The organism is Cupriavidus cauae (assembly GCF_008632125.1).
GTDB classification, from domain to species: domain Bacteria; phylum Pseudomonadota; class Gammaproteobacteria; order Burkholderiales; family Burkholderiaceae; genus Cupriavidus; species Cupriavidus cauae.
This window is the reverse complement of sequence record NZ_VWRN01000023.1, coordinates 94,394-118,510: the sequence shown is the minus strand read 5'-3', so window position 1 is coordinate 118,510 and position 24,117 is coordinate 94,394. Positions and strand designations below refer to the sequence as shown.

General features: G+C 68.8%; 19 protein-coding genes, 1 tRNA gene and 1 pseudogene. 5 read left to right on the top strand and 16 right to left on the bottom strand.

Annotation, left to right across the window (positions count from 1 at the left end; all coding sequences use genetic code 11):
* Positions 1-168: 168 nt before the first annotated feature.
* The 5 genes from F1599_RS07680 to F1599_RS07660 form a co-directional block, all read right to left on the bottom strand.
* Complete coding sequence (locus F1599_RS07680) at positions 169-1,134, bottom strand: helix-turn-helix transcriptional regulator (protein WP_149319772.1); 966 nt, start codon at positions 1,132-1,134, stop codon at positions 169-171.
* 547 nt (positions 1,135-1,681) lie between these two features.
* Complete coding sequence (locus F1599_RS07675; protein ID WP_149319773.1) at positions 1,682-2,011, bottom strand: DMT family transporter; 330 nt, start codon at positions 2,009-2,011, stop codon at positions 1,682-1,684.
* A 124-nt stretch (positions 2,012-2,135) separates the two neighbouring features.
* Positions 2,136-2,624, bottom strand: a complete 489-nt coding sequence (locus tag F1599_RS07670) for a GFA family protein (protein WP_149319774.1) — start codon at positions 2,622-2,624, stop codon at positions 2,136-2,138.
* 174 nt (positions 2,625-2,798) lie between these two features.
* The gene (locus tag F1599_RS07665) at positions 2,799-4,037 is read right to left on the bottom strand and encodes an NAD(P)/FAD-dependent oxidoreductase (protein ID WP_149319775.1); all 1,239 of its coding nucleotides are present in this window, start codon (positions 4,035-4,037) and stop codon (positions 2,799-2,801) included.
* Between the two features lie 164 nt (positions 4,038-4,201).
* On the bottom strand, positions 4,202-5,122 hold the full coding sequence (locus F1599_RS07660; RefSeq protein ID WP_149319776.1) for a LysR family transcriptional regulator: 921 nt from the start codon (positions 5,120-5,122) through the stop codon (positions 4,202-4,204).
* A 261-nt stretch (positions 5,123-5,383) separates the two neighbouring features.
* Between F1599_RS07660 and F1599_RS07655 the strand changes: the two genes are divergently transcribed.
* From F1599_RS07655 to F1599_RS07645, 3 genes are all read left to right on the top strand, one after another.
* Positions 5,384-6,313 carry a Bug family tripartite tricarboxylate transporter substrate binding protein gene (locus F1599_RS07655; protein WP_395895092.1) on the top strand — a complete coding sequence of 310 codons (930 nt, stop codon included), beginning with the start codon at positions 5,384-5,386 and terminating at the stop codon, positions 6,311-6,313.
* Between the two features lie 6 nt (positions 6,314-6,319).
* Positions 6,320-7,843: an amidase gene (locus tag F1599_RS07650; RefSeq protein ID WP_150082674.1), complete on the top strand. Its 1,524-nt coding sequence runs from the start codon at positions 6,320-6,322 to the stop codon at positions 7,841-7,843.
* 77 nt (positions 7,844-7,920) lie between these two features.
* Positions 7,921-8,011: transfer RNA gene (locus F1599_RS07645), tRNA-Ser, on the top strand.
* 129 nt (positions 8,012-8,140) lie between these two features.
* Here F1599_RS07645 and F1599_RS07640 read toward each other — a convergent pair.
* The 3 genes from F1599_RS07640 to F1599_RS07630 form a co-directional block, all read right to left on the bottom strand.
* Positions 8,141-8,488 (bottom strand): hypothetical protein, encoded by a 348-nt coding sequence (locus F1599_RS07640; RefSeq protein WP_150082673.1) that lies wholly within the window; start codon positions 8,486-8,488, stop codon positions 8,141-8,143.
* A 16-nt stretch (positions 8,489-8,504) separates the two neighbouring features.
* On the bottom strand, positions 8,505-8,789 hold the full coding sequence (locus F1599_RS07635) for a BrnT family toxin (RefSeq protein WP_190286327.1): 285 nt from the start codon (positions 8,787-8,789) through the stop codon (positions 8,505-8,507).
* 176 nt (positions 8,790-8,965) lie between these two features.
* Positions 8,966-9,367: a VOC family protein gene (locus tag F1599_RS07630; protein WP_150082672.1), complete on the bottom strand. Its 402-nt coding sequence runs from the start codon at positions 9,365-9,367 to the stop codon at positions 8,966-8,968.
* Positions 9,368-9,720: 353 nt separating this feature from the next.
* Here F1599_RS07630 and F1599_RS07625 point away from each other — a divergent pair.
* Positions 9,721-10,317: pseudogene (locus F1599_RS07625) on the top strand (copper resistance protein CopQ); the annotation flags it as partial.
* Positions 10,318-10,550: 233 nt separating this feature from the next.
* The gene (locus F1599_RS07620; protein WP_149319781.1) at positions 10,551-11,273 is read left to right on the top strand and encodes a TetR/AcrR family transcriptional regulator; all 723 of its coding nucleotides are present in this window, start codon (positions 10,551-10,553) and stop codon (positions 11,271-11,273) included.
* Here the strand turns inward: F1599_RS07620 and F1599_RS07615 are convergent.
* The 8 genes from F1599_RS07615 to bcsZ all read right to left on the bottom strand — a co-directional run bounded on the left by F1599_RS07615 (position 11,254) and on the right by bcsZ (position 24,117).
* Positions 11,254-11,523: a hypothetical protein gene (locus tag F1599_RS07615; RefSeq protein WP_149319782.1), complete on the bottom strand. Its 270-nt coding sequence runs from the start codon at positions 11,521-11,523 to the stop codon at positions 11,254-11,256. The genes F1599_RS07620 and F1599_RS07615 overlap by 20 nt on opposite strands.
* Positions 11,520-13,220 carry a cellulose biosynthesis protein BcsG gene (gene bcsG / locus F1599_RS07610; protein ID WP_150082671.1) on the bottom strand — a complete coding sequence of 567 codons (1,701 nt, stop codon included), beginning with the start codon at positions 13,218-13,220 and terminating at the stop codon, positions 11,520-11,522. The genes F1599_RS07615 and bcsG overlap by 4 nt, the downstream gene beginning before the upstream one ends.
* A 147-nt stretch (positions 13,221-13,367) precedes the next feature.
* The gene (gene bcsA / locus F1599_RS07605; protein WP_223819523.1) at positions 13,368-15,935 is read right to left on the bottom strand and encodes a UDP-forming cellulose synthase catalytic subunit; all 2,568 of its coding nucleotides are present in this window, start codon (positions 15,933-15,935) and stop codon (positions 13,368-13,370) included.
* The gene (locus F1599_RS07600) at positions 15,932-16,825 is read right to left on the bottom strand and encodes a cellulose synthase operon protein YhjQ/BcsQ (protein WP_150082670.1); all 894 of its coding nucleotides are present in this window, start codon (positions 16,823-16,825) and stop codon (positions 15,932-15,934) included. Before F1599_RS07600 ends, bcsA begins: the two co-directional genes overlap by 4 nt.
* Positions 16,822-17,025, bottom strand: a complete 204-nt coding sequence (locus F1599_RS07595) for a hypothetical protein (RefSeq protein ID WP_149319785.1) — start codon at positions 17,023-17,025, stop codon at positions 16,822-16,824. Before F1599_RS07595 ends, F1599_RS07600 begins: the two co-directional genes overlap by 4 nt.
* Positions 17,026-17,032: 7 nt before the next feature.
* A complete protein-coding gene (gene bcsE / locus F1599_RS07590) occupies positions 17,033-19,045 on the bottom strand; it encodes a cellulose biosynthesis protein BcsE (protein ID WP_150082669.1) in 2,013 nt (670 codons plus the stop codon).
* Between the two features lie 18 nt (positions 19,046-19,063).
* On the bottom strand, positions 19,064-22,912 hold the full coding sequence (locus F1599_RS07585; protein WP_150082668.1) for a cellulose synthase subunit BcsC-related outer membrane protein: 3,849 nt from the start codon (positions 22,910-22,912) through the stop codon (positions 19,064-19,066).
* Complete coding sequence (bcsZ, locus tag F1599_RS07580; protein WP_190286326.1) at positions 22,894-24,117, bottom strand: cellulose synthase complex periplasmic endoglucanase BcsZ; 1,224 nt, start codon at positions 24,115-24,117, stop codon at positions 22,894-22,896. Before bcsZ ends, F1599_RS07585 begins: the two co-directional genes overlap by 19 nt.

Here is a 24,117-nt window from a genome sequence, read left to right as displayed (position 1 = left end):
TGCGTTTTTTTGATAATGAATCGCCTGGCAGTCATTAATACCACGGGGTGGTTTTAAAGAAAAAATACCCCTACGCCGGTAGGCGCAGGGGTATTAGTATTCGATTCTATTAATTCTGATTTAAACCGTATTTATTTGGCTGGCGACAATTAACCTCGACAATTGCCGTCAATCGCCGCGACGGGTCTCGGAAGGCGTTTCGCCGAAGGCCATGCGATAGTCCCTGGCGAATTGTCCGAGATGGCTGAAGCCCCAGCGCCGCGCGATGTCGGCGATCGACTGTTCCGCGCCGGCGGTCCGCAGGTCGGCGTGGGCGCCCTCCAGGCGCACCCGCTTCACGTAACCCATCGGCGTGAAGCCCTTGAACTTGGCAAAGCCCGCCTGCAGCGTGCGGATGCTGACGCGGGCGGCGTTGGCGATGTCGGCCAGGCCGAGCGCCGCGGTGGCGTTGGCGTGGATGTACTCGATCGCCCGGCGCACATGGCGCGGCGAAGGGCCGGTATGCCGGCGCGCCATGTAGACCGAGTAGTTGTGCGGGATCTCCTTGAGCATGGCGAAGATCACGGCGTCCTGCACGCTCTGCACGATGTCCGGGGCGATGGCGTGCGGGCCGCCATCCGCATTGAAATAGCGCCGCGCCGCCCGCACCAGTTCGCCCGCAAAGCGCACGCCGGAAGGCACGCTGTCTCCCGCCGGCAAGAATTTCACGCGGTGCGGCACCGGGCGTTCGATCGACTGCGACAGCCGGCCGTGGAGGCGGGCCGCATCGATCAGGATGGTTTCGTAGCGGCCCGGACCGAAGCTCCAGGCGGTGACGCGCCTGGCGTCGACGACGGCCGCGCCGGCTGGCAAGGGCTGCAGCTCGTCCTGATCGGCCGCCAGGGCGAGCTGGCCTTCGGCGTGGGTGACCAGCACATAGCCGTCGGTCTGGCAAGGCAGCCGCAGGCAAAGCGTGGTGTCGGTGACCAGCGTATGCACGGCCATGCCGTCGAGATAGTCGATCTGGATTTCGAGCCGGGGCCGGCTGCCATCGGCCGCGATCGTGATGCCGGGATAGTGGCGAGCGAGCCAGTCCTGCGCCTGCGCGCAGCTGGACGCGATGATTGCGTCCGTTCCAATGCGGGTTTGAGCCATACGCCAGTTCTGTCCTGCCAAAAAACGAGCGCACGCCGGGACGGCGAACGCTACAGGCGATCCCACAAAGGGCCGCGGCAAAACCGCGGCAAAACGGGTTGGCTGAATCAGGCGATGGCGACAGACCGCGACAATGACCCTGGATATTCCATGGCAATGGAATATCCATCAATTGGCATGGGCTGCGCCCGGATGCCCCCCCGGAATTCTCTGGTCAAGACTGGCGCTGGAATTCGATCTGGCCGCTGCAATGAAATGACCGCGCGGTTTCGTCGAACTTCCGATTGCCGGTTGCTTGATTTTAGTTTTGTTTAAATCGATATTTACTGATAACTTAAATCGATTGTTATTAGAGTACTGCAGTTTTTACAAATTATGGTCGCTTCCAACGCACTTTTGAAAGTGCTTACATTTGTTTGCACTTGGTAGGGTGCCGGTAGGGTGCTGGTAGGGTGCGCGCAGGGTGTGCAGGTAGGGCGCAGGCCGGTTGCGTCAGCGCAAGAGGAAAGGCGCGGAAGCGGTCAAGGCGCGCGAAGGCGCCTGCATTTCAATGCGTGACCGACTTCGACCACAGATTGATGACGAGCACGCCGGCCATGATCAGCGCGATGCCGAGCAGCGCCGGCAGATCGAGCCGCTGGCCGAACAGCAGCCACGCCGCCACCGACACCAGCACGATGCCGACGCCGGACCAGATCGCGTAGGCGATGCCGATCGGCACGCTGCGCAGCGTCAGCGACAGACAGAAAAAGGCGATCGCATAGCCGGTCACGACGACCAGCGAGGGCAGGGGACGGGTAAAGCCGGCGGCGGCCTTGAGGGCCGTGGTGGCAATGACTTCGGCGACGATGGCGATGGACAGGTAGATCCAGTGCATGGGATGGCGTGGTGTCGTGTATCGACGGAGCGCCAAGCATAGCAGCGGTGCCCTGTCCCCCCTTGCTGCATGGCGTGGCGCGCGGCAAGACGCACGGCGGCGATACGCCCCTGTGCGGCGCGGCTCAGCGCTGCTCAAGGCCGTGCCGCCGATGCCATTGCGCCAGCGTTTCCTCGGGCCACTGTGCGCAATGCACATGTCCCTTGCCGCTCGGCACTTCGACCCACGACGCCGCGGAGTCGAGCTCCGCTTCGACGATCTCCGGCGGGCGCGGCAGCGGCGTATCGATGGCCGACGCATGCGGATAGACGCGCTCGGGCTCGTCCGGGGTACGTATCCACAATGCGCTGCCGCACTTGGTACAGAAGTGCCGCTCCATCGGCGATCGCCTGGCGCGTTTGCCGGGCTCACGCATCACGGCGTGATAGATGCCGATATGCTGCCGGCCGCGTATGCGCAAGGTGTCGTTCAGCGCGCCGATGTTCGCGGCATAACCGCCCGCGCCCGCGGTCTTGCGGCAGATCGAGCAGTAGCAATGCAGATAGGGGTAGGGCCAGGGCGATTCCACGCTGAAGCGGACCGCGCCGCAGTGACAGGAGCCTTCGAGATGCATGCGACCTCCCATGGGGTAGGGCGAGCGTCGCCGATGCGTTGCCCGCCGTTGCTGCCATTGGATTTTGCATGACATCGAACCCGTATTCGAGCCCTTGTTCGGGCCCTTGTTCGGGCCCTTGTGGGGCTTGTTCGGGCCCATGCTCGCGCGCTGGTTGGAGGCCCGATTCGCGCCCTATCCGAATCGCGCAGGATCGTAGGGCCGCGGATCGACGTAAGGCGTCTCGCCGTCGATCAGCTCGGCGAGCAGCCGCGCGGTCGCAGGGCCGAGCGTGAAGCCCTGATGCGCATGACCAAAATGGAACCACAGGCCGCGATGGCGCGGAGCGCGGCCCACCACGGGCCGCATGTCGGCCACGCAGGGCCGCGCGCCCATCCACGGTTGCGCTTCCACCGGCGCGCCGAGATCGACGAGGTCGCTTGCGTAGCGCTCGGCCGCCGCCAATTGCACCGGCGTCGGCGGCGCGTCGTGGTGCGCGAATTCCGCGCCCGTGGTCAGGCGAAGGCCGCGACGCATCGGCGCGAGCACGAAGCCGCGTTCCGCGTCGAGCAGCGGCAGCGACGGCATGCGCGCGCTGGCGTAGTGGCGGTGGTAGCCCCGCTTGATGAACAGCGGCAGCCGATACCCGAGCGTCCGTGTCAACGTCGACGCCCACGGACCCAGCGCAATGACGGCCTGGGCGGCCGACAGCGGACCGGCGTCCGTCATCACGCGCCAGCCGCTGCCGTCGGGCTGCAGCGTCGCGGCATCGCCACGGCGCACGATGCCGCCTTGCCGCTCGAACAGCGCGGCATAGCGTTGCACCAGTTCGCCGGGATCGCTGACGGTCCACGGGTCGCGCCAATGGATCGCGCCGGCGAGGCCGCCATGCAGCACGGGCTCGGCGGCCTGCAACGCGGCACCGTCGAGCACGGCGCAATCGAGGGCATGCTCGCGCGCCACCATCGTCGCCGTGCGCACCGTATCGTCGAACGCGCGTTGGCTGCGGTATGCCTCGAGCCATCCCGCCTTGCTGACGAGGTCCTCCGCACCGGCGGCGGCGATCCACTGTTCGTGTTCGCTGACGCAGTGCCTGACCAGGGCCGCATAGGCGGCGATCGTGCCGGCGTAGCGGTCCGGTGCCGATTCGCGCCAGTACCGGGCCAGCACGGGCAACAGGCGCAGCATCGCACCGGGGTGGTAATGCACGTCGTTGCCCCGGCGGGCGATCACACGCAGGATCGTCTTCCAGTCGCGCGGGAACGCATACGGCTGCACCGCCTCGCGCTGGATGAAGCCTGCATTGCCGTAGGAGGTCTCGGTGCCCGGCGCGGCGCGATCGACGAGGACGACATGGTGCCCGCGATGGCGCAGGGCCAGGGCGGTGCTGACACCGACCATGCCGGCGCCGAGAACGAGGATTTCCTGTGACATGAAGGCAGCGACTCGCGGGAAAGGTGGATCGGGAGGATGAGCTGGGTCAGATGGACAGGTGGATCAGGTGGATCAGGTTCGTACCTGGATTTTCGCCGCGCCGCGCCTGCGTGAAGGCATGCGGCACGCGCAATATTCCGAATCCTCGATTGCGGTTTCGGCAATCACGAATTTGGAAACTCGATCAGTCCCTGCCGCAGATGGTCGACGAAGGCACGCGCGGCCGGCGGCAGCTTGCGGTTGGCCAGCGTCTGCACCTCGATCTGCCGCTCGTTCATCTCGCGGTCGCGCAGCGGCACCGCGGCGATGGTGCCGGCCTTGAGCCTGCCGCGGATCGATACCTCGCCGTAGAAGCAGATCGCGCCGCCGCCGGCCGCCGCGAAACTGACCAGCGAATCGAGCTGGTTGCTGGAAAACACCGTCTGGTAGCGCAGGCCCTGCCGGCTGCAGCCGGCGTCGAGCAATTGCCGTACCGAGCTGTCCTTCGGCGGCAATGCCAGCGGATAGGTGGCGACCTGCGCCAGCGACAGTTGCCGATGCCGCGCCAGCGGATGGTCCGGCGCCATCACGGCCAGCACCGGAGCGGGGTACCGCAGCTCCACGTGGATTTCCGGCTCCGGCAACCACGCCAGCGTGATGCCGATATCCGCTTCGCCATCGCGGATTCGCCGGGCGACATCGCCCTGCGGACAGACCTCGAGCTCGAAGTGAATGCCCGCATGGGTCTCGCGAAAGCTGGCGGCCAGATTCGGCAGGAATTCGTGCGCGATGCCCTCGACGGCCGCGAGCCGCACGCGCCCGACGCGAAGACCACGCAGCGCCTGGATATCGCCGGCCACGCGCTCGATGTCCTGCTGCGAACGCTTGGCGAATGCAGCCAGCAGCTCGCCCGCGGCATTGGGGACGAGGCCGCGCGCGCGCCGGTCGAACAGCAGCGTGTCGAGCTCGCTTTCGAGCTTGGCGATCTGCCGGCTGACGGCCGATGGCGCGACGTTCAGCTTGATCGCCGCATCCTTGACCGAGCCGGTGCGAACCACTTCGAGGAAGTAGCGCACCGCGGTCTCCTGCAGGGCCCGATAGGACATGGGATATCGAGGTGAAAAAGGGGAAAAGGGGTCGCGGGCGTCCTGGGGAAAACCCGCTCGGGGATTGCGCCAAGGATTGCCGTTTCGGCAATCGACTGTTCGAAACATTGCGACGATTCTATGCGAAGTTTGACATTAGGATGACATCGAACCGACCCGCTTATGCCGGCGTTGCCCTGGATTCCTACGAGAGAGCATCCCATGCGTTCTTCCTCACCCGTCCGTTTGCTGTTTGCCGCCACCGGCCTGGCGCTCGTTGCGATGGCGCCGTCGGCCGCGTCGGCGCAGGACAGCTTCCCCGCCAAGCCGATCCAGCTGGTGTTGCCGTTCCCGCCCGGCGGCGCCACCGACGTGGTGGGGCGCATCGTCGCGCAGAAGCTCGGCGAACGGCTGGGCAAGACCATCGTGGTCGAGAACCGGCCGGGCGCCGGTACCGTGGTCGGTGCCAGCTACGTCGCCAAGGCCGCGCCGGACGGCTACACGCTGCTGGCCAGTTCCGGCACGACGTTCACGGTCAATCCCGCGGTCTATCCGAAGCTGCCGTACGATCCGCAGAAGAACTTCGAACCGATCGGCCTGATCGGCGTCACCGGCCTGATCCTGCTGGCCAACCGCGATGTACCGGTGAACAACCTGAAGGAGTTCGTGGCCGCGGCGAAGAACGAGCCCGGCAAGTACTCGTACGGTTCGTTCGGCGCCGGTACCACCGCGCATTTTGCCGGCGAGCAGTTGCTCAATCTGACGGGCGCGAAGATGCTGCACGTGCCGTACAAGGGCAGCGCGCCTGCGATGACCGATCTGATCGGCGGCCAGATTCCGTTCAGCATCGACACCGTCGCCGCGGCGATCCCGCAGGTGCGCGCGGGCAAGGTCAAGGCCATCGCGGTGACGACAGCCAGGCGCTCGTCGCTGCTGCCGAATGTGCCGACCGTTGCCGAGGCCGGCTATCCCGGCATGGACGCCAGCACGTGGATCGCGCTGATGGCGCCCCGCGGGCTGCCGGCCGAGGTGCACGCGAAGCTGGAGAAGGCGCTGGCCGATACGATCGCCGACCCCGACACGCGCAAGAAGCTGGCCGACAACGGCATCGAGCCGTCGTTCGCAACGGGCAAGCAGGTCAGCGCGATGATCGAGAAGGAAATTCCGCAGATGCGGGCCATCGCGCAGCGCGCCAACATCAAGCTCGACTGACCCGCCATGTCCGACCAGAACCAACTGACTTCGCTGTCCGCCGTCGAGCTGCGTCGCCTGATCGGCGCGCGCCAGATTTCGCCGGTGGAACTGCTGGAGGCCTGCATCGCGCGGATCGAGCGCTATAACCCGCTGATCAACGCAATCACCGCCACCTGCTACGAGCGCGCACGCGAGGAGGCGAGGGCGGCGGAACAGGCGGTGATGCGCGGCGATACGCTCGGCCTGCTGCATGGCCTGCCGCTGGGCGTCAAGGATCTCGAGGCGACGGCCGGCCTGCTGACGACCTACGGCTCGCCGCTGTACCGCGGCAATGTGCCCGCGCAGGACAACACGCTGGTCGCGCGGCTGCGGCAGGCCGGCGCCGTGGTCGTCGGCAAGACCAATATTCCGGAGATGGGCGCGGGCGCCAATTCGCGCAATGCCGTGTGGGGCGCCACCGGCAATCCGTTCAATCCGAACCTGAACGCGGGCGGCTCGTCGGGCGGTTCGGCGGCTGCGCTGGCGGCGGACTTTCTGCCGGTCTGCACGGGTTCGGATACCGGCGGGTCGCTGCGTATCCCCGCTGCGAAATGCGGGGTGGTGGGCTTTCGCCCGTCGCCGGGGCTGGTGCCGAACTCGCGCAAGCTGCTGGGATGGACGCCGATTTCCGTGGTCGGCCCGATGGGCCGCACGGTGGCCGATGCCTGCTTGCAACTGGCGGCATCGGCGGGCGAGTCTGCGGGGGATCCGCTCAGCCACGCGGTCGATCCGCTGGCGTTCCTGACGCCGGCACGCGTCGATCTGTCCGGGCTGCGCGTGGGCTGGACCGAGGACTTCGGCAGCTGCGCCGTCGATGCCGATATCCGCCGCGTATTCCGCGCGCGGATCGCCGCGATGCGGCACCTGTTCAAGTCCTGCGACGAGGTCGCGTTCGACCTGGGCGACGTGCATCGCTGCTTCGACGTGCTGCGCGCAGAGAGCTTCGTCGCGTCGCTGCGCGACACCTACGAGCGCGACCCCGACAGCCTCGGCCCCAATACGCGCGCCAACTACGAGATCGGCGCGCGCATGTCGCTGGTCGACAGCGCGTGGGCGCAGGCCGAACAGACTCGCATCTTCCAGCGCTTCCAGCAGGCGTTCCGCGACTACGACGTGATCCTGTCTCCGACCACGCCGGTGTCGCCGTTCCCCTGGACCACGCTCTACGCGGACGTCGTCGAGGGGGCGAAACAGGAGAACTACTACCGCTGGCTGGCGCTGACCTATGTGGTGACGCTGACCACCCATCCCTGCCTCGCCTTGCCCTGCGGCACCGACGAGGCGGGCATGCCCTTCGGCCTGCAGATTACCGGCCCGTTCCGCGGCGATGCACTGACGCTCGGCGTGGCACAGGCGATGGAATCGGCGTTTGCATCGATGCCCGCCTTGTCGCGCCCGAAGCCGGACCTAGACAGGCTGACGCCCGCCGAGCCGGGATTGCGGTCGATTGTTACGGCGCCGCCGGAGGGGGTGGGGGACACGGCTTCGGGTCCGATTTCCATGGTGTAAGGTGCCGGCCGGGAGGCCACTTTCCCTCCACGAAACTGTGGCGTGCAAAGGGAAGCCTGCTATAATCACGGGTTCCCGGAGAGATGGATGAGTGGTTTAAGTCGCACGCCTGGAAAGCGTGTATGGGTTAATAGCCCATCGGGGGTTCGAATCCCCCTCTCTCCGCCATGAATTTGTAGCGTTGAACAAAAAGGGCCTGGGTCATAACCCCGGCCCTTTTTGTTTGCCCCAACAGTGCTGTCGTTCGCAGCTGGAGCGCCTCGGTCGGTGTGGGTAGATGCTTGTGGCAAGCGCCTGTCAGGCGGCCTTCCGGCGAGCCTTTGGCCCAGGCTCACGTTGTTCCTCTCGCGCCTGGTCGCGCTCGTTGCTGACCTCGATGACGATCCGTTTCATCTCCGAGGTCGCGAAACGCGTAAGCGCTTCGCGCATCAGCGGCTGGTAGCCCATCTTGTGATATTGGGCAATGGCCTTGTATTGCTCCAGCAGGTCCTTGGGCAGGCGAATCGAGATCGCCTGCATCCCCAGCGACTGATTCACCGAGTCCTGCAGGTCCTTGGGCGCGACGGCCACGTAGTGTTCGTCTTCGCCCAGCGTACCGTTGTCCCATGCCTCTTCGGTACCCGGGATCTTGGCGGCTTGAGTCATACCCTCTCCTGGTCAGTTACTTTCCGAACTTGTTGTAGATGGCCTGGATCTTCTCGGAGGCGTCGTAAGCGGACTTGACGACGTTGTTTCCTTCCTTGTGGATGAAGATCACCTTGAGCAAGCGGCCCGCGTTGGTCTCCGCAACGAACCACAGCGTTGGCGGGTCGGTGGCATGTTCCTCTCGGGTGTCGATAAGGAGTTGGCCGCAAATGTTGGAGAACGCCTCTCGCACCTCCGCCTCGGAAACATTGTGCTTGGTCCGCAGCTTCTCAATGATTCGAGGCGCGAGAACTATGCTCATGATGAGAGTGTATATACAGTAAGTGAGTTCGAAATAAAAGTGGCGCACCGTGATAAATACTCGATGCGCCACGTTGAGGCCTATTTAAGCACTTTGTCGGCCGATTTTCTTGGTCATGCTGCCGAAAAGCAAAATCTTCTGTATATACGCGATGCTCGCCGACTTCCCGGCCGGGCTCACCAACTGACCACCACCGCCTCCGCCGACCGCTGGTGCGGCCCATGGTAGACGGCCTCGACGTTGTTCCCGTCCGGATCCAGCAGGAAGGCCGCGTAGTAGCCGGGGTGATAGTCGCGCTCGCCGGGGCCGCCGTTGTCGCGGCCGTCGGCGGCGAGGCCGGCCTTGTAGAAGGCGTCGACCGTTTCGCGGTCCTTGGCCTGGAAGGCGAAGTGGGCGTGGGAGATCTGGCCCGGCGTGCCTTCGTCGACCCACAGCTCGTCGGCGTAGAAGTAGCCATCGCCGTCGGTGATGTCGATGCCCAGCACGCCGAGCACCGCGCCGTAGAAGCGGCGCGACGCGCCGAGGTCGCGGACCTTGAGGTGGAGATGGTCGATCAGGCGGCCGCGTTGGATCTGCATGGGTGTCTCTTGGGTGAGGATTCGATGGTGGCAATCCGAGGCCGGTGAGGCATCGGAGTGACTTTATCGGCGCACCACGGCTGGGTGGCCGGTATCGAAGCATTATGGTCTCCGCCCACCCGAACGGAAGCGCCCGAAAAACTCCTTGACTATCTACCTAGTAGTAGATAAAGTGAGGCTCATGGATGCGGCGCCGCAGCGAAGAAGAAGTGAAGCGGCACCAGTCCAACGCAACAACCCCGGGAATCCGGGATTTTTTTGAGTCGGGTTATCTATCTATTAGTAGATTCGACAGCCGGATTCCAACCCAAATCGATTCGAGCCGCGATGCGGCTTCCTGAAAGGAGCAAATCATGACCGACCGTACCTTCGCCAAGACCCTGTTGACCGCCGCCACCCTTGCCGCCGCCTTCGTGGCTGGCACCGCGCAGGCTGCCACCGTTCCCGCCGACAAGTACGGCTACGAGTTCCGCGCCGGCGAGCGCAGCACCTATGTCGACGGTGCCCGCAGCGGCAATCGCAACACCTTCGTTGACGGCGCCCGCAGCGGCAAGGCGGATCCGTACGCGGACGGGGCTCGCACCGGCAAGGCCGACCCGTACACCGATGGCGCCCGCATCGTCGCCGGCCTGGACCGCACCGGCGTGTCGGCCAGCCCGGCTCGCAGCGTGAACCAGTTCACAGACGGCGCCCGTAGCGGCAAGTTCGACCCGTACACCGACGGCGCGCGCGTCGTCGCCGGCCTGGATCGCTCCGGCGTGTCGGCCAGCCCGGCTCGCAGCGTGAACCAGTTCACCGACGGCGCCCGTGGCGGCAAGTTCGACCCGTACACAGACGGCGCCCGCATCGTCGCCGGCCTGGATCGCACCGGCGTGTCGGCCGAGCCGTCGCGCAGCCCGTACACGGACGGCGCGCGCCAGGGTCGCTTCGATGTCTTTACCGAAGGCGCTCGCCAAGGCCAGTTTGACGTGTTCACCGAAGGCGCGCTCGTCGCCGGCCTCGATCGCACCGGCGTGTCGGCCGAGCCGTCGCGCAGCCCGTACACCGACGGCGCCCGCCAGGGCCGCTTCGATGTCTTCACCGAAGGCGCTCGCCAGGGCCAGTTCGACGTGTTCACCGAAGGTGCCAACGCTTGAAGGGCAATACCGCAACGGCCGCTCGTGGTAGCGGGGGAGGGCATGTCATGAAAGACGCTTCGACTTCCCGCTCCGCCGGCCGGGGTCACCCCTCCGGCGCGAGCTCGACGGTCCGTGACAGGCTGCTCGAACACACGCTCGACCTGATCCGCAAGCGGGGCTTCAACGGCTTCAGCTACCGCGATCTGGCCGAGCGCGTCGGCGTCAAGACTTCGAGCATCCATTACTACTTCCCGACCAAGGAAGACCTGGCACTGGAAGCGGTGAACGCCTACAGCGAACGCTCGGCGCGTTACCTGGAGGGCATCGATCCGGCGCTGCCGCCGCTGGAGCAGGCCAAGCGTTATCTGGCGTCGTGGCGGCGCGAATGCAGCGGGCAACAGGTGTGTCTTGCCGGCATGCTGTCGACGGAGGCGCTGTGCCTGCCGCCGGCGGTGCATCACGCGCTGCAGGAGTTCCATCGGATCAACGAAAGCTGGCTGACGGCGCTGCTGGAGCGCGCCCGCGCGCAGAACGGCGGCGATGCGCAGCCGGCGATCGGCTCGGCGGCGCTGGCGCAGGTATTGTTCGCGGCCTTGCAGAACAGCCTGGTGTCCGTGCGGCTGTTCAATCAGGCCGAGCGGCTCGAGCCGGCGGCGAATCTGCTGCTGGCCGCGGTGGCGGGACCCGATGTGCCGGCAGGGTTGTCGTCGGCTTCGACCTCGGCCGCGGGCAACGCAACGAACGAGCCAAAGGCCGAGCCGCAGGCGCTCAACGCGGCGACGGCTTGAGCGCCGGTGCGTCGACGGCGCCGTGGCTCTCCGCCTCGCCGTCCTTCCCATAGCCAAGCCATCCCGCCAGCCGTGGCCACCGCGCCGCGGCGGCGCGGGCCGCCTGGGCTTCCTGCTCGTCGACATAGCGATGCGCGGCGAAGCCCGGCACCTTCATCGCCAGCGCCTCGATATCGTTATTGGGCCGCGGTGCGTGCCGCGCTCGCAGGCCGCGCCGCAGTCCGGCGCGTTTGCGCTCGCCGTCGCTCATTTGCCATCCACCCATACGCCGTCGGGCGTGCGCACCACGTAGCCGGTGCCGCGCTTCATCATCACGGTCGCCTCGTTTTCGCCGACCATGCGCGTTTGCGGCAGGTCCGCCGCGTATTGCGACGGCGCGGGGGCGCCCTGCCGGAACGGACTGTCGGCGACCAGGTTCGACAACAGCTGCGACAGCGCCAGATAGCTGCTCGGCGCGTGGATCGTCACCGGCCCGCCGGCGCCATTGACGTTGCCCTGCGCATGGCCTGCGGCATTTCCTGCCGCATTACCTCCCGCGTTGCCGCCGGCACTACCGCTGCCCGCAATACCACCCGCATTGCCGCCAACCTCGCCGCCCGCCTTGCCACCCTGCAGACCGATCAGCTTGACCCCCACCGGCACATGCACGATCCGCGGCGTTGGAATCTCGCGCATGCCGGCGATCTGGTTGGCATCGCCACGCAGCGCCGCGCCGTGCTCGGGCACGAACACCACCACCGCCTTGCGGCCCGACTGCTCGATCAGCGCGATCAGCTTGTCGATATCGTCCAGCAGCCGCGTCAGCCGCAGCGGATACGACTGGATGCTGGTCAGCTTCGAATCCGGCAGGCGGTTGCCGTCGTGCAGCGTGACCGTGTTGTAGTACAGCGCCAGCGGTCCGCTGTTCTGCGCGAGTCGAAACTTGTACCACTTCTCCAGCACCGCGTAGTCGCCCAGGATCGGCGAATTGTCGAAGGCCCGCATTGCCGGCGGCACGCCGTCGACCGGCACGTGCGTGACGTTCGGAATGCCGATCTCCTTGTCGACGAAGCCGCGGAAATTGTCGAAGCGGCCATCGTGGTTCATCAGCACGCGCGTATCGAAGCCGGCCTGCGCCAGCGCCTCGAACAGATGGCATTGCGGCTGCGCCGGCGAGTACAACGCCTGGTGCGGCTGCTGCCCGCAGGTTGCGCGCAGCAGCCGGATCGCCGCCGGACCGCTGTAGCTGGCCGCCGAACTGAACTCGGTGAACAGATAGTCGAAGCGCGACAGCAGCGGATGGTTGCGTGCCTTGGCGACGTCGAGATCGTCCCAGGACAGCGAGCAGACATGCAGCACGATGATGTCGAACTGGCTGTCGGGCGAGGCGCTCAACGGCGTGAACGCGACCTGGCGCGAGGCCTCCTGCGTGCGGAACGCGTTCAGCTGCGCCTCGTTGTCGCCGACCTCGGCCGGGCTGTCGATCCGCATCGTCGGAGCCGGGCGCTGCGCGGCGCGCGTGGCGGCGGCCCCGGTCGCCGCGGCGCCCGTCGAAGCCGTGCCGGCCCCTTGCCACAGCGGCACCACGACCAGCGCGAGCAGTACGAAGGTGGTGACGCGCACCCAGCGGTTGATCACCAGATAGGCCAGCGTAACAACGATCGCGCCCAGCACCATCTGCGGACTGACGAAGCGCTGCAGCAGCTCCAGCAGATAGGCCGGCGTGAAGGCGCTCAGGTTCGAGAACTGCGAGACCACCCGCGCGAACGGCGGCAGGTTCGATTCGTGGTACAGCAGCGCCACGCCGACGACCACGGCCAGCACCTGGCGCAGCACGCGCAGGCCGCGGTGTTCCACCGGCAGCACCAGCCACAGCGCGAACAGCAGGTTCAGCAGCCAGCGCGGCTGCACCTGTCCGATCGCGAACAGGTAGAGCTTGGCGGCGAAGTAGAGGTTCCAGATTCCCATGGGGTTGGCGGTTCGGGATTGCGATTCGGGGTGCGTGGATGGGTGCGTTGATCGATGCTATGGCGTGCGATGGCGGTGCGATGGCGGTGCGATGGCGGTGCGATGGCGGTGCGAGGGCGTTTGCAACGACGGTGCGCGTGCCCGGACTCAGGACTGCCGCGTTCGCCGCCGCACCAGCGCGGCCTCGAGCATGTCGATCGCGGCGTCGTACAGGCGCAGGAAGCCTTGATAACCCATCTCGATGACCTCCTTGAGCCCGCGCAGCGGCGCGTCGCGCGGCTGGTCGTCCAGCCAGTCGATCCACGCGTCGGCACGGCCGAAGGTGCACTGGATCAGCTGCGTCTCGGCTTCCGGGCTCAGGTCCTGCATCCGCACGCCCAGGTGGCGGTTGACGTTGCGCGCCACCGTGGCGGCGAAGTGGTATTCGCGCGCGCCGCGCGACAGGCAGACGCCGACGCGTTCGCCTTCGCCGAGCGCCACGTCGATCGGCAGCAGCAGTCCCAGGCCGCCCAGCGAATAGTTCTCGGTCTTGCACGCCAGCGTGGTGCCGTCCGGCAGCAGCAGCGTGGCCGGCACGCGCATCGGAATCCGGTGCGACACGCGCACCTGGCGCGCTTCCTTGGCGACGCCGATGGCCGCGCCGAGCATCAGCAGGTTGACGGTCGCCCAGACCATGTTCATCACGACCGTGCCGGGTTCCGTGGTGGTGCCCATCAGCAGCCGGCCCACGCCCATGCCCAGGCCCGCCACGTTCAGGCCGAGCAGCAGCAGATAGGGCTTGGAGATCGTCCAGTCCAGGTAGTCGTCCTCGATCCGGCCGCCCTTGGCCGTCACGTTGAACTTGCCGAGGCGCGGATTGATGAAGGCCATCGTGGTCGGCAGCACGATGTACCACGCCAGCACCGATTCGTAGACCTCGGCCCAGAACGAATGCCGGTACTTGCCCTGGATGCGCGAGTTGGTGATGTTGGCGATCACCAGATAGGGCAGCACGTAGGCCGCGATCATCGCCGCCGAGGTGTTGATCACGTGCATGCCGAACACCAGGTAGGCGAGCGGCATCGTCAGGAAGATCAGCCGCGGGATGCCGTAGAAGAAATGCAGCATCGCGTTCGAGTAGCACAGCCGCTGGAACAGCTTGAGCCCCTTGCCGAGCAGCGGATTGTCGATGCGGAAGATCTGCGCCATGCCGCGCGCCCAGCGGATGCGCTGGCCGATATGGCTGGCCAGGCTTTCGGTGGCCAGCCCAGCCGCCTGCACGGTGCGCAGGTACGCGGTGTTGTAGCCGCGCCGGTGCAGCTTCAGCGCGGTGTGCGCATCCTCGGTCACGGTCTCGACCGCGATGCCGCCGATCTCGGCCAGCGGCGCACGCTTGATCACCGCGCACGAGCCGCAGAAGAAGGCCGCGTTCCACAGGTCGTTGCCGTCCTGGATCAGCCCGTAGAACAGGCTGCCTTCGTTGGGCACGCGGCGGAAGGTATCGAAGTTGCGCTCGAACGGATCGGGCGAGAAGAAGTGGTGGGGCGTCTGCACCATCGCGCAGCGCGGATCGGCGATGAACTCGCCCATCGTCATCTGCAGGAAGGAGCGGGTCGGAATGTGGTCGCAATCGAAGATCGCGATGTAGTCGCCCTGCGTCACCGACAGCGCATGGTTGATATTGCCGGCCTTGGCGTGCCGATTGTCGTTGCGCGTCAGGTAGTGCACGCCGGCCTGCTCGGCGAAGGCTTGCATCTGCGGCCGCCGGCCGTCGTCCAGCAGGTAGATGTTCAGCTTGCCGCTGGGCCAGTCGAGGCTGCGCGCGGCGTAGACGGTCGGCTGCACCACCGACAGCGGCTCGTTGTAGGTCGGGATATAGACGTCGACGGTCGGCCATTGCGCCGGATCGGCCGGCATCGGCTTGGGCCGGCGCGACAACGGCCAGGCGGTCTGCACATAGCCGAGGATCAGCACCAGCCAGGTGTAGGCCTCGGCGGCGAACAGCAGATAGCCGATGGTGACCTCCATCGGCGTGGCCAGGTCCAGTGTCTCGGTGGCACGCCACCAGATATAGCGCAGCGTCATCAGCAGCGACAGCGCCATCATCGTCAGCGTGGGGAAGCGCCCCGGGATCCTGCGCAGCACCATCACCGCGATCCAGACCAGCGCGAACACCGTCAGCTGTCCGCCCAGCGGCAGCGGCGTGGTGCACAGCACCAGCCCGGTCAGCGCGGCCAGCACCAGCAGCGTGGGCGCGAGGCCGCGCACGCGATGCACCAGCGCCGCCACGTGGGCCAGGCCGCTGCTGGCACGCATCCAGTCGACGCGCGGCAGGCGCGCCGCCAGGCGCCGCCGCTTGCGCGCGACGTAGCGATAGGCCGGCTCGAGCCGGTGATCGAGCCAGCGGCGCAGCGGCGATTGGGGCGGCGCCTGTTCCTGCGGGCTGCGCCGGCGCGTCGGCGCGGCCAGGCGCCGGCGCGGCCGGGGCGGGCGCACGAACAATCGCCATACGCGACGCGGCAGGCTGTGCCGTGGATCGATGCCAAGACGCTCGGCGGAGCGGGCCGACAGCCACGCGGCAAACTCGGCCGGCCAGTCGCGCTTGCCGGGCCGCGCCGGGCGGAAGAACAGGCGCACCAGCCATTCGTTGCGCGCGGGCCGCTCGCCAAGATCCAGGCCTTGGGCCAGCGCGGCACGCAGCCGCAGGGTCAGGTCGAGCAGCACGCCGAGGATCATCTGCGTGTCCCCGCGTCTTGCGCGGCCGCACCAAGCGATGCCGCGATCCATTGCGACAGCCAGGCTGCGATGCCCTGCAGATCGTGCGCGGCTTGCGAATGCGGCATCGCGCGGCAGAAGTTCTCGCCGCGCGCCAGCGCTTCGGGCAGGCCGTGATCCAGATGCACCTGATAGGGCAGCAGCCGCTCGCGCAGCCGGGTGCGCAGCAGCGCCAGCACATCGCCATGCAGCTGGCGCGCGGGCTGGACCCGCGTTGCCACCACGCGATAGGGCAGGCCGATCCGTTCCAGCGCATGTTGCATGCGCGGCAGCGTGGCGCAGACCTCCGGCTCGGGCGGCGCCAGCACCAGCGCCAGATCCGCGGCGGCGAGCGCCTGCGTGGCATGCAGGGCCGGCCAGGCGGGCGTATCGATCAGGACAATGCCGTCGTCGGGCAGGTCGACCTGCGCCAGCAGCGCGCGCAGCCAGTGCGGCTGCTCGATCAGGCAGCGCGTGGCGACGGCCTCGGCGTCATCATCGGTGCCGCCGCATTCGCATTCGCGTTCGCGTTCGCCGTCGCCGTCGCCGTCGCCGTGGCTGTGGCCGTGGCTGTCGCCACCACGGTTGTCGCGAGGCAATCCATCCACCTGACCCCACGGCACCAGCAGCACGTCGTCGTCGCTGCGCAGGGCCGCGGTGGCCCAGTCGCTCGCCGACGGCCGCAGCGCCGCGTCGACCAGCCCGCGTTCGACCGGCTCGCGCAGGCCAAAATGCAGGCCGAGCAGATTACGCGGATCGCACTCCAGCGCCAGCACCGCATGCCCGCGCCCGGCCAGCAGCGAGGCCAGCGCGGCGGTCATCGTGCTGCGGCCCGCGCCGCCTACCGGCGCGACGATGGCGATCGTCTTCATCGCGTGCCGTCCTTCGGCGCCTGCCACCGCTTGCCGCGGATCACGATGCCTTCGAGCTGGGGCGGCAGCCGCACCGCGCGGCGCTGGCGCGGCTGGAACCAGCGCGGCATCACGCGCATCAGGTCCAGCTTCCAGATCAGCCAGGCGACGGGGGCGGCCAGTATCAGGCCCCAGATGAAATATCCGATAAAGACGCGCATGGCGATGCTATTCCCGGGCTTTGAGCGGCACCGCGGCCGGCGTCGGCGCGGTGCGGGGTTTGGAATGCGTGGCGTGAGCCGCTGCGGCCGGCCGCAGCGCATCGAGCGGGGACAGCAGCGGCAGCGCGGGGCCGGCGCGATGTTCTGCGCGATGTTCGGCGTGATCCTCGGCGCGATTCCGCGCGCGATTTTCACCGGTGATTTCGGCGCGAATGTCGGCGCGATGTTCGCCGCGGTCCTCGGGCCAGGCACCGGCTCCGGCCTGTGGACTTGCCTCGGCCGGCATGGCGGGCACCGTGGCGCCTTCGGCCACCGTAGCGCCTTCCGCCACCGCCGCCGCGCTGGCTTCCTCCCGCGCCTGCAGCCAGCCGCTGTAGTCGGGCAGCGTCCGCTCCGCGGCCTGCTGCGCGAACGCGTTCAGCGCGGCCTCGATGGTCGGCGCGTCGCCGCAGCGCAGCTCGCCCGAGAACAGCGCCTCCAGCGGCCGCTGGAACACGCGCCGGCAGACCGCGTCGGCGTCGTCGAGCCGGCAGGCAAAGAAGAACACGTAGACGCTGTCGGCATCGGCGCTGCAGATATCGCCGGTACGGTTCATGCGGCAGGCGCGCAGCGCGTCGATATGCGCGACCTCCGGCAGCAGCGTCAGGCGCAGCAGCACGTGCGGCAGCCGGATGGTCCGGCCCTGTTCGACCGCGCCGCGCACCGTGTCGATGAATTCGGCCGGGGGCACGTAGCCGATCGCCGAGCCCGTCAGCACCGCCGACAACGCGGTGCGGTAGTCCGCCGGCAGCGGACGCGAGAACACCTGTCCCTGCACGCCCTCGAGCATCGCCTGCACGCGCGCGAACGGCGTGCGCCGCGCGATCACCAGGTTGGCGCCGAGATTGAGCAGCAGCAGCTCGTAGTGCTGCCGCATCGCTTCCTGGTCCTCGCGCACGACGATCTTCAGCGCGCTGCCGCGCGTGCGCCGCAGCCGGTGCACCTGCTCGGCCAGCGTCTCGAAGGCGCGGTTGCCCTGGTAGTGCAGCAGCACGGTCGCCGCCACCGCGCCGCCGGCGCTGGCCACCGCGGCCTCGTTGCTGTCGACCAGCTGCCAGGACTCCGGCACCCAACGCTCGTGGGCGACGGCGTCGCGGCAAACGATCACGCGATGTTCGTCGGGCGCGAGCAGGCCGGCCGCCGCCGCTTCGCCTTCGCCGTCCGCGCCGGCGCCGCTGACCATCAGGCGATGCTCGTCGGCGGCGAAGCGCAGCGGCAGCGAGCGGCTGGCGAGCACCGCTTCGCGATCGCGCCAGAACGCCACCTCCCAGGTGTATTGGCCCTGCACCTGGGACAGATGCGCGGCACCGGCGAAGCGGGCGTGCAGGCTGCCGAGATCGGCCGGCCGCCGGATCTCGTCGAGGTCGTCCGTCGGCGGCGCCAGCACCAGCAGCAGCGACAGCCGCTCGCGCGCGCACCACGCGGCGAGCCGCGCGCCTTCGCGCGACAGGCGCGCGCCGTCGTCCCAGGAGAAGCAGGCCTCCGCGCCTTCGACCATCACCACGCTGTGGCGGGCCGCGCATTGGTCTGCCAGCGCCTGCAGCGCATCGGTCAGCGTGTCGATGCCGGCGGCGCGGCTTCCATTGCCGTTGCTGCTGCCGTGAGCGCGGCCGACTCGCAGCCCGCACAGATTGGCGCGATGATGCAGCGCGCCGCGGACGTCGATATCGAGGCCGTGCTCGCGCAGCGCCTGCGCGATGCCGTCGACCGGACGTGCGGACAGCACCGTGGCCGGTCCGCGCAGCGCGTTGGCGGCGGTCTGCCAGAAAAGCGCATCGCGCGCCGGCGACGGCTCGGCATAGACGATATGCACGTGGCCAGGCGCCAGCGTCGCCAGTTCGGCCGGGAGGCCGTCGATCGCCAGCGAGGGCCGCGCCTGCAGCCGCGCGAACAGCGCCGAGCGCGGCGGGGCGGGCGTCGCCGTCGTCGCGGCGGAGGACGGTGTCAGGGAGGTGGTGGCGGGCCTCGTCGATGGGTTCATGATTCGCGTCGATCCGATCTAGTACGAGGAATACGGCCGAACCGGCTCGGGCGGGAACGGCACCGGCCCGCGCTGCGGTTCGAAGTGATAGCGCAGATAGGCGATCGCGCGATTGGGCGCATAGTCGCGCGAGCGGTCGATCTGCAGCGCCATGCCGGCGACCCACTTCGGCGCGAAGCGGTATTCGACCGCGGCCAGCGCGGTATAGCTGAAGCCGCCGCCGTTGCCGCCGCGGAACGTCCGATCGCCCGCCATGCGCTGCAGGTCCGGCCGGGTCGGATAGTAGGGCATGTCCTTCTCGTAGGTATCCGACCAGCCGGCCGAGCCGCCCAGCCGCCACGACCACGCGCCGCGCCGTCCCGTCCATTCGAGCGGCACCGCCAGCGACAGATAGCGCTGCGGGCTGTAGTAGCCGCCGTGGCCGAAGGTGTAGTAGCGCAGGTTTTCCTGGTAGCGCCAGTAGTTGACCACCAGTCCGCTGGTCACGCGCTGGTTGCGCGCCTGCAGCAGCGGCCAGTCGAAGCCGGCGCGCACCGTGAACTCGCGATTGGTGCGGACGTTGTGCCCGGTCAGCACACCGGCGCCAACGGTGGCGAACACGCTGCCGCGCCCGACATCGTGCGAGTACCCAAGCGTGATGCCGTTGCGCGCCACGCCACCCCAGCGTTCGCCGCTGGCTGGATCGATCGCGCCGGCGTAGGAGATCAGGCTGCTGGTGACCGCGCGGCGCGACACGTCGACCGTGGCCGCGGCGCGGTTCAGCTCGGCGCGATAGCGCAGTCCGCCCACCACGGTCTGCTGCAGGAAGCCGAGCGGGGTCGTGCCGAGATCCGCGCGCCAGCTGTCGTAGGCGCCGTTGTACGCATAGCCCGCGGCCAGCGCCACGCCCTTGTCGGATTGCCCGCGCGGCGCGATGCCGGCGCCGCCGCGCGCGGCGATCTGGCCGAACTCGTCGGCGCCGTTGGCGACGTCCGTGCGCAGCGTGCCGGCATCGAGCAGCACGGTATCGGCGTGGAAGAACACATGGCCGGTGTAGCCATGCGGAATCCGCACGTAGAGCGGGATTTCGGTGGCGCTCAGCTCGGAAATGCCGCTGTCGCCGGACTTGCGCGAGAACAGCGTCGCGGTGGCGACCTGGCCGTCGCGACGCGCATCGAGATCCTGCAGCGCGCGCTGCGCGGCGGTGCCGCCGGCCGCGGGCGCCGCGGCCTCGGCCTGTTCGAGCGTGCGGGCCTGCCGGTACAGCGAGGCCGCCTCGTTGAACTCGCCGCGCGACTGCGCGATGCGCCCCTGCTGTACGACGATATCCGCGCGCTGTGGATAGCGCTGGCGCAGCGCGTCGACCACCGCGGCCGTTTCGCCGTCGCGGCGCAGCGCGGTCAGGCGCCGCGCTGCCGACAGCCGCGTATCGATATCGTCCTCCGCCGTGCCGGCCAGCACGTCGCGCACGATGCGCAGCGCCTCGTCGTTGCGCCCGGCGCGTTCGGCGAGCCGGGCCAGCGTCAGGCGCGCCTCGGCATCGTCCGGGCTGCGTGCGAGCACCGTGCGCGCGGCAGCGGCGGCGCCATCGAGATCGCCTTGCCGCTCCCGCACGTCGGCCAACGCGAGCGACCAGCGCCGGTCCTGTTGCTGTCCGGCCGGCACCGCCGCCAGCACGCGCAGCGCACCGGCGGGATCGTCGGCGTCGAGATGGCGGTCGGTGTCGCGCAGCGCGAGCCGCAGCGCCTGGTCGTCCAGCGCGGCGCGCTGCCCGGGTTCGAAGGCGCCCCGTTGACCGCGGGTCCGCGCATCGCGGGCACGCAGGTCGTCCAGCCACGCGCGCAGCGCATCGTCGCGGCCCGCGGCGGCCAGCAGCTCGCCGTAACGCAGCCGCACGCCGATGGCCGGGTCGTCGGGATGCGCGGCCAGCCACTGTTGCACGAGCCCGAGCCCATAGTCGGCCTCGCCCAGCGCGATCGCTTCGCGGCCGACGGTGGCCAGCATCTGCGGGTCCGCCTGCGTCGCGTCGGCGGCTTGCCGCAGCAGCGCGCGCGCCTCGTCGGGACGGCCGGCGGCCAGCGCCAGGCGGCCCTGCCGCAGCCACTGCTGCGCGTGCAGATTGCCGCCGAGTTCGCGCATGCCCTCGGTGCGCTCGGTGTCGGGAATCTGCGCCAGCAGCGTGGCGGCGGCATCGGGGTCGTCGACCGAATTCAGGAACAGCGCGCCCGCATAGCGCATGTCGGCGCTCGGCGCGAGGCGCAGGCCCTCGTCCATGGTCTCGCGGCCCAGCGCAGGCAGGCCGAGATCGCGATAGGCCCGCGCCAGCGTGTAGCGCGTCCAGGGCGCGTCGGGTGTCAGCCGCAGCGCCTCCTCCAGCCGGGCGATCGCCGGGCTCGCGCGGCGCTCCGCCAGCAGTTGGTCGGCCTGGCGCGTCAGCAGCTCGGCGCGCAACTGGCCCAGCGTTTCCGCATTGGCCGGCGATTTCTGCAGGCGCGCTTCGGTCGCGGCCAGCAGCGGTCCGATCTCGGCGTGGCGGCCGCTGTTCTGCAGCAGCGCCACCAGCCGGCGCAGCGCGCCAGGGTCCGGCGTGCGGCCGGCCAGCTGCTGGCGCAGCAGCGTCTCGGCTTCAGCCTCGCGTTGCTGCGCAACCAGCGCGTCGGCCAGGATGACGAGCGCATCGGCGTTGTCGGGCTGGCGCGCCAGCGCCTGCTGGGCCAGTGTCTCGGCCTCGGCGGGCTTGCCCTGCGTGCCGGCCAGCCGCGCGCGTGCGATCGTGCCCCAGAAGGTGGCGGTATCCAGCAGGCTGCGCCACTTGTTGCGCTGCTCGGGATCGAGCTGCAGCGCGCGGGAAAACAGCGCGCGCGCCTCGTCGTGGCGGCCCTCGCGCAGCCGCACCAGGCCCAGGCCGCCGACCACCTCGGCATCGTTGCCGCGCGTGCGCATGGCCTGTTCGAAGGCGGCCTGCGCTTCGGCAAGGTTGCCGCGCTCGAGCTGCCGCAGGCCGCGCTGGCGCGCCTGCCAGGCGGGATCGGCCAGCATGCGCCGATGCGCCTCTCGCCTGGCCTCGAGTTCGGCCAGCGTCTGCCGCGCGATGTCGTCGTCGGGCACTTCCTTCAGATAGCGCTCGAACCAGACCGCGTAAGCGGGATCGTCATTGACGCGATACAGCGTGCGGCGCCAGATGTCGAGCGCCGTCTTGCGGTCGGCGTCGGTGCGCTGGCTCAGTCGATACAGCAGATCGAGGCCTTCGGCGCGCGTGGCGGGGCGGTCGGTCAGCAGGTCCCCCAGCACCAGCGCGAGGCGCGCATCGTCGGGCCGCTGCGCCAGTTGCCTGCGCAGTTCGGCGATGGCGCGCGGACGGCCGGCGTCGGTGCCCGCCAGGATCCGGTAGTAGTCGATCGCCAGCTCGCCCTGCGGCGGCCCGTCGGGAAACAGCCGCTGCAGCCGGTCGAGCGCTTCCTTCTCGTTGCCGCCGCGCGCCAGCATGCGCACCGTCGCCATCTCGCGCTTGTCCTGCGTGGCGATGCGGTAGGTGTCCTCGAGCTCGCGGGTGGCCGGATGCTTCGGATGATGCTGGCGCAGGCGCTGCAGGATACGTTGCGCCTCGGCCGGGCGGTTCGAGCGCAGCTCGATCTGCGCCAGCAACAGCAGCGCATCGGGCTGCTGCGGCTCGATCGTCAGGATCTTGTCGAGGGCGCTGCGCGCCAGGTCGGCGCGATTCTTGGCTTCCCACATGCGCGCCGACGACAGCAGGCGGGCGAGTTCCGCATTGGCTGAGGACGTGGCCGGCGCGGCGGGCGCGGCGGGCGCGGTTGGGGCCTGCGCTGCCGCGGGCATCGCCGGGACGAGCAGTACCGCGGCGGCGGGGATCAGCGGCGAACGGGGCATGTCGCTGTCCAGGCCGGCGTCAGCGCGCCGTCGGCTTCGAAACGGTACAGGCCATCGAGATGGCCGAGGGCGAACAGCGCCAGCACCTGGCTGTAATAGCCCAGCGGCTGTTCCGCGGCCAGCTTGCGCATCCGCTCGACCTGGCGCTGCGCCGCGGCGGCTTCGCCGAGCGCGGAGAGGTACGGCGCCACCGCGGCGGAAAAGCCGCCGTTGCCCGAATTCGGCCCGACGGTGCCGGAGCGCGTATCGACGCGCTCGGGCGGATGGCCGTGCGCGATGGTGTAGTCCGCCATCGGGCGATAGGTCTTCAGCAGCGGCGCGCGCAGCGGATCCTGCGGCGCCAGCATGCCGGCCCACAGATAGACGCGGATCGCGTTGTACGCGCCTTCGGCCTGCGTCTGCTGGTCGGGACGGAAGCCCGGTTTCGCACCCGCGTGATATTCGACCCAGTCGGGAGAGAAGCCGCGCGGCGCGGTATCGAGCAGCAGGCGGGCCGAACTGGACAGCAGCTGCGCCCATTCCGGCTGTTGCGGCCACAGCGCGGCGAACCGGCGCATCAGCTGCGGCGGCACATAGCTCGGATTGAGCCGCCACATCGTCGGCGAAGGATGAAAGCCCATCGGCCCGGGCAGCAGCGTGCGGCCCAGCCCCGGCAGCAGCGCGGTCTCCTGGCGCACCACCTGGCGCGCGATCACGGTGCCGAGCGCGGTGTAGCGGCGCTCCTGCCAGAGCCGGCCGGCCTCCAGCAGCGCGTAGGCGATCCACAGATCGGCGTCGGAGGCGGGGTTCGCGTCGAGCACGCCCCAGCTCTCGGGCTTGCCGTCGGCGGCCTCGCGCTTGCCCCAGATCCATGCCGGCAGACGTGAAGCGAGATCGCCCTCGGCGAGGTTGTTCTCGGTCCAGGCGAGCAGCCGCTCGAAGGTCGGCCGGTCGTTGGCGACCAGCGCGAAGAACAGCGCATAGGCCTGGCCTTCGGACACCGTGGTCTGCTGCGGCGTGCTGGCGTCGATCACGCGGCCGTCGGCGCTGATGGTGTCGCGCTTGAAGCTGTCCCAGGCGGGCCAGGGACAGGACGCCGCGGCGCAGCCGAGCGACGCGGTCAGCAGCGCGGCGCCGAGCAGCGCGCGCGACGCCGCCGCGAGCCGGCGGACGTTACCGCGCAGGCACGCCCTCATCGCGACCCCCGCCATCGCGAACGCTGCCAT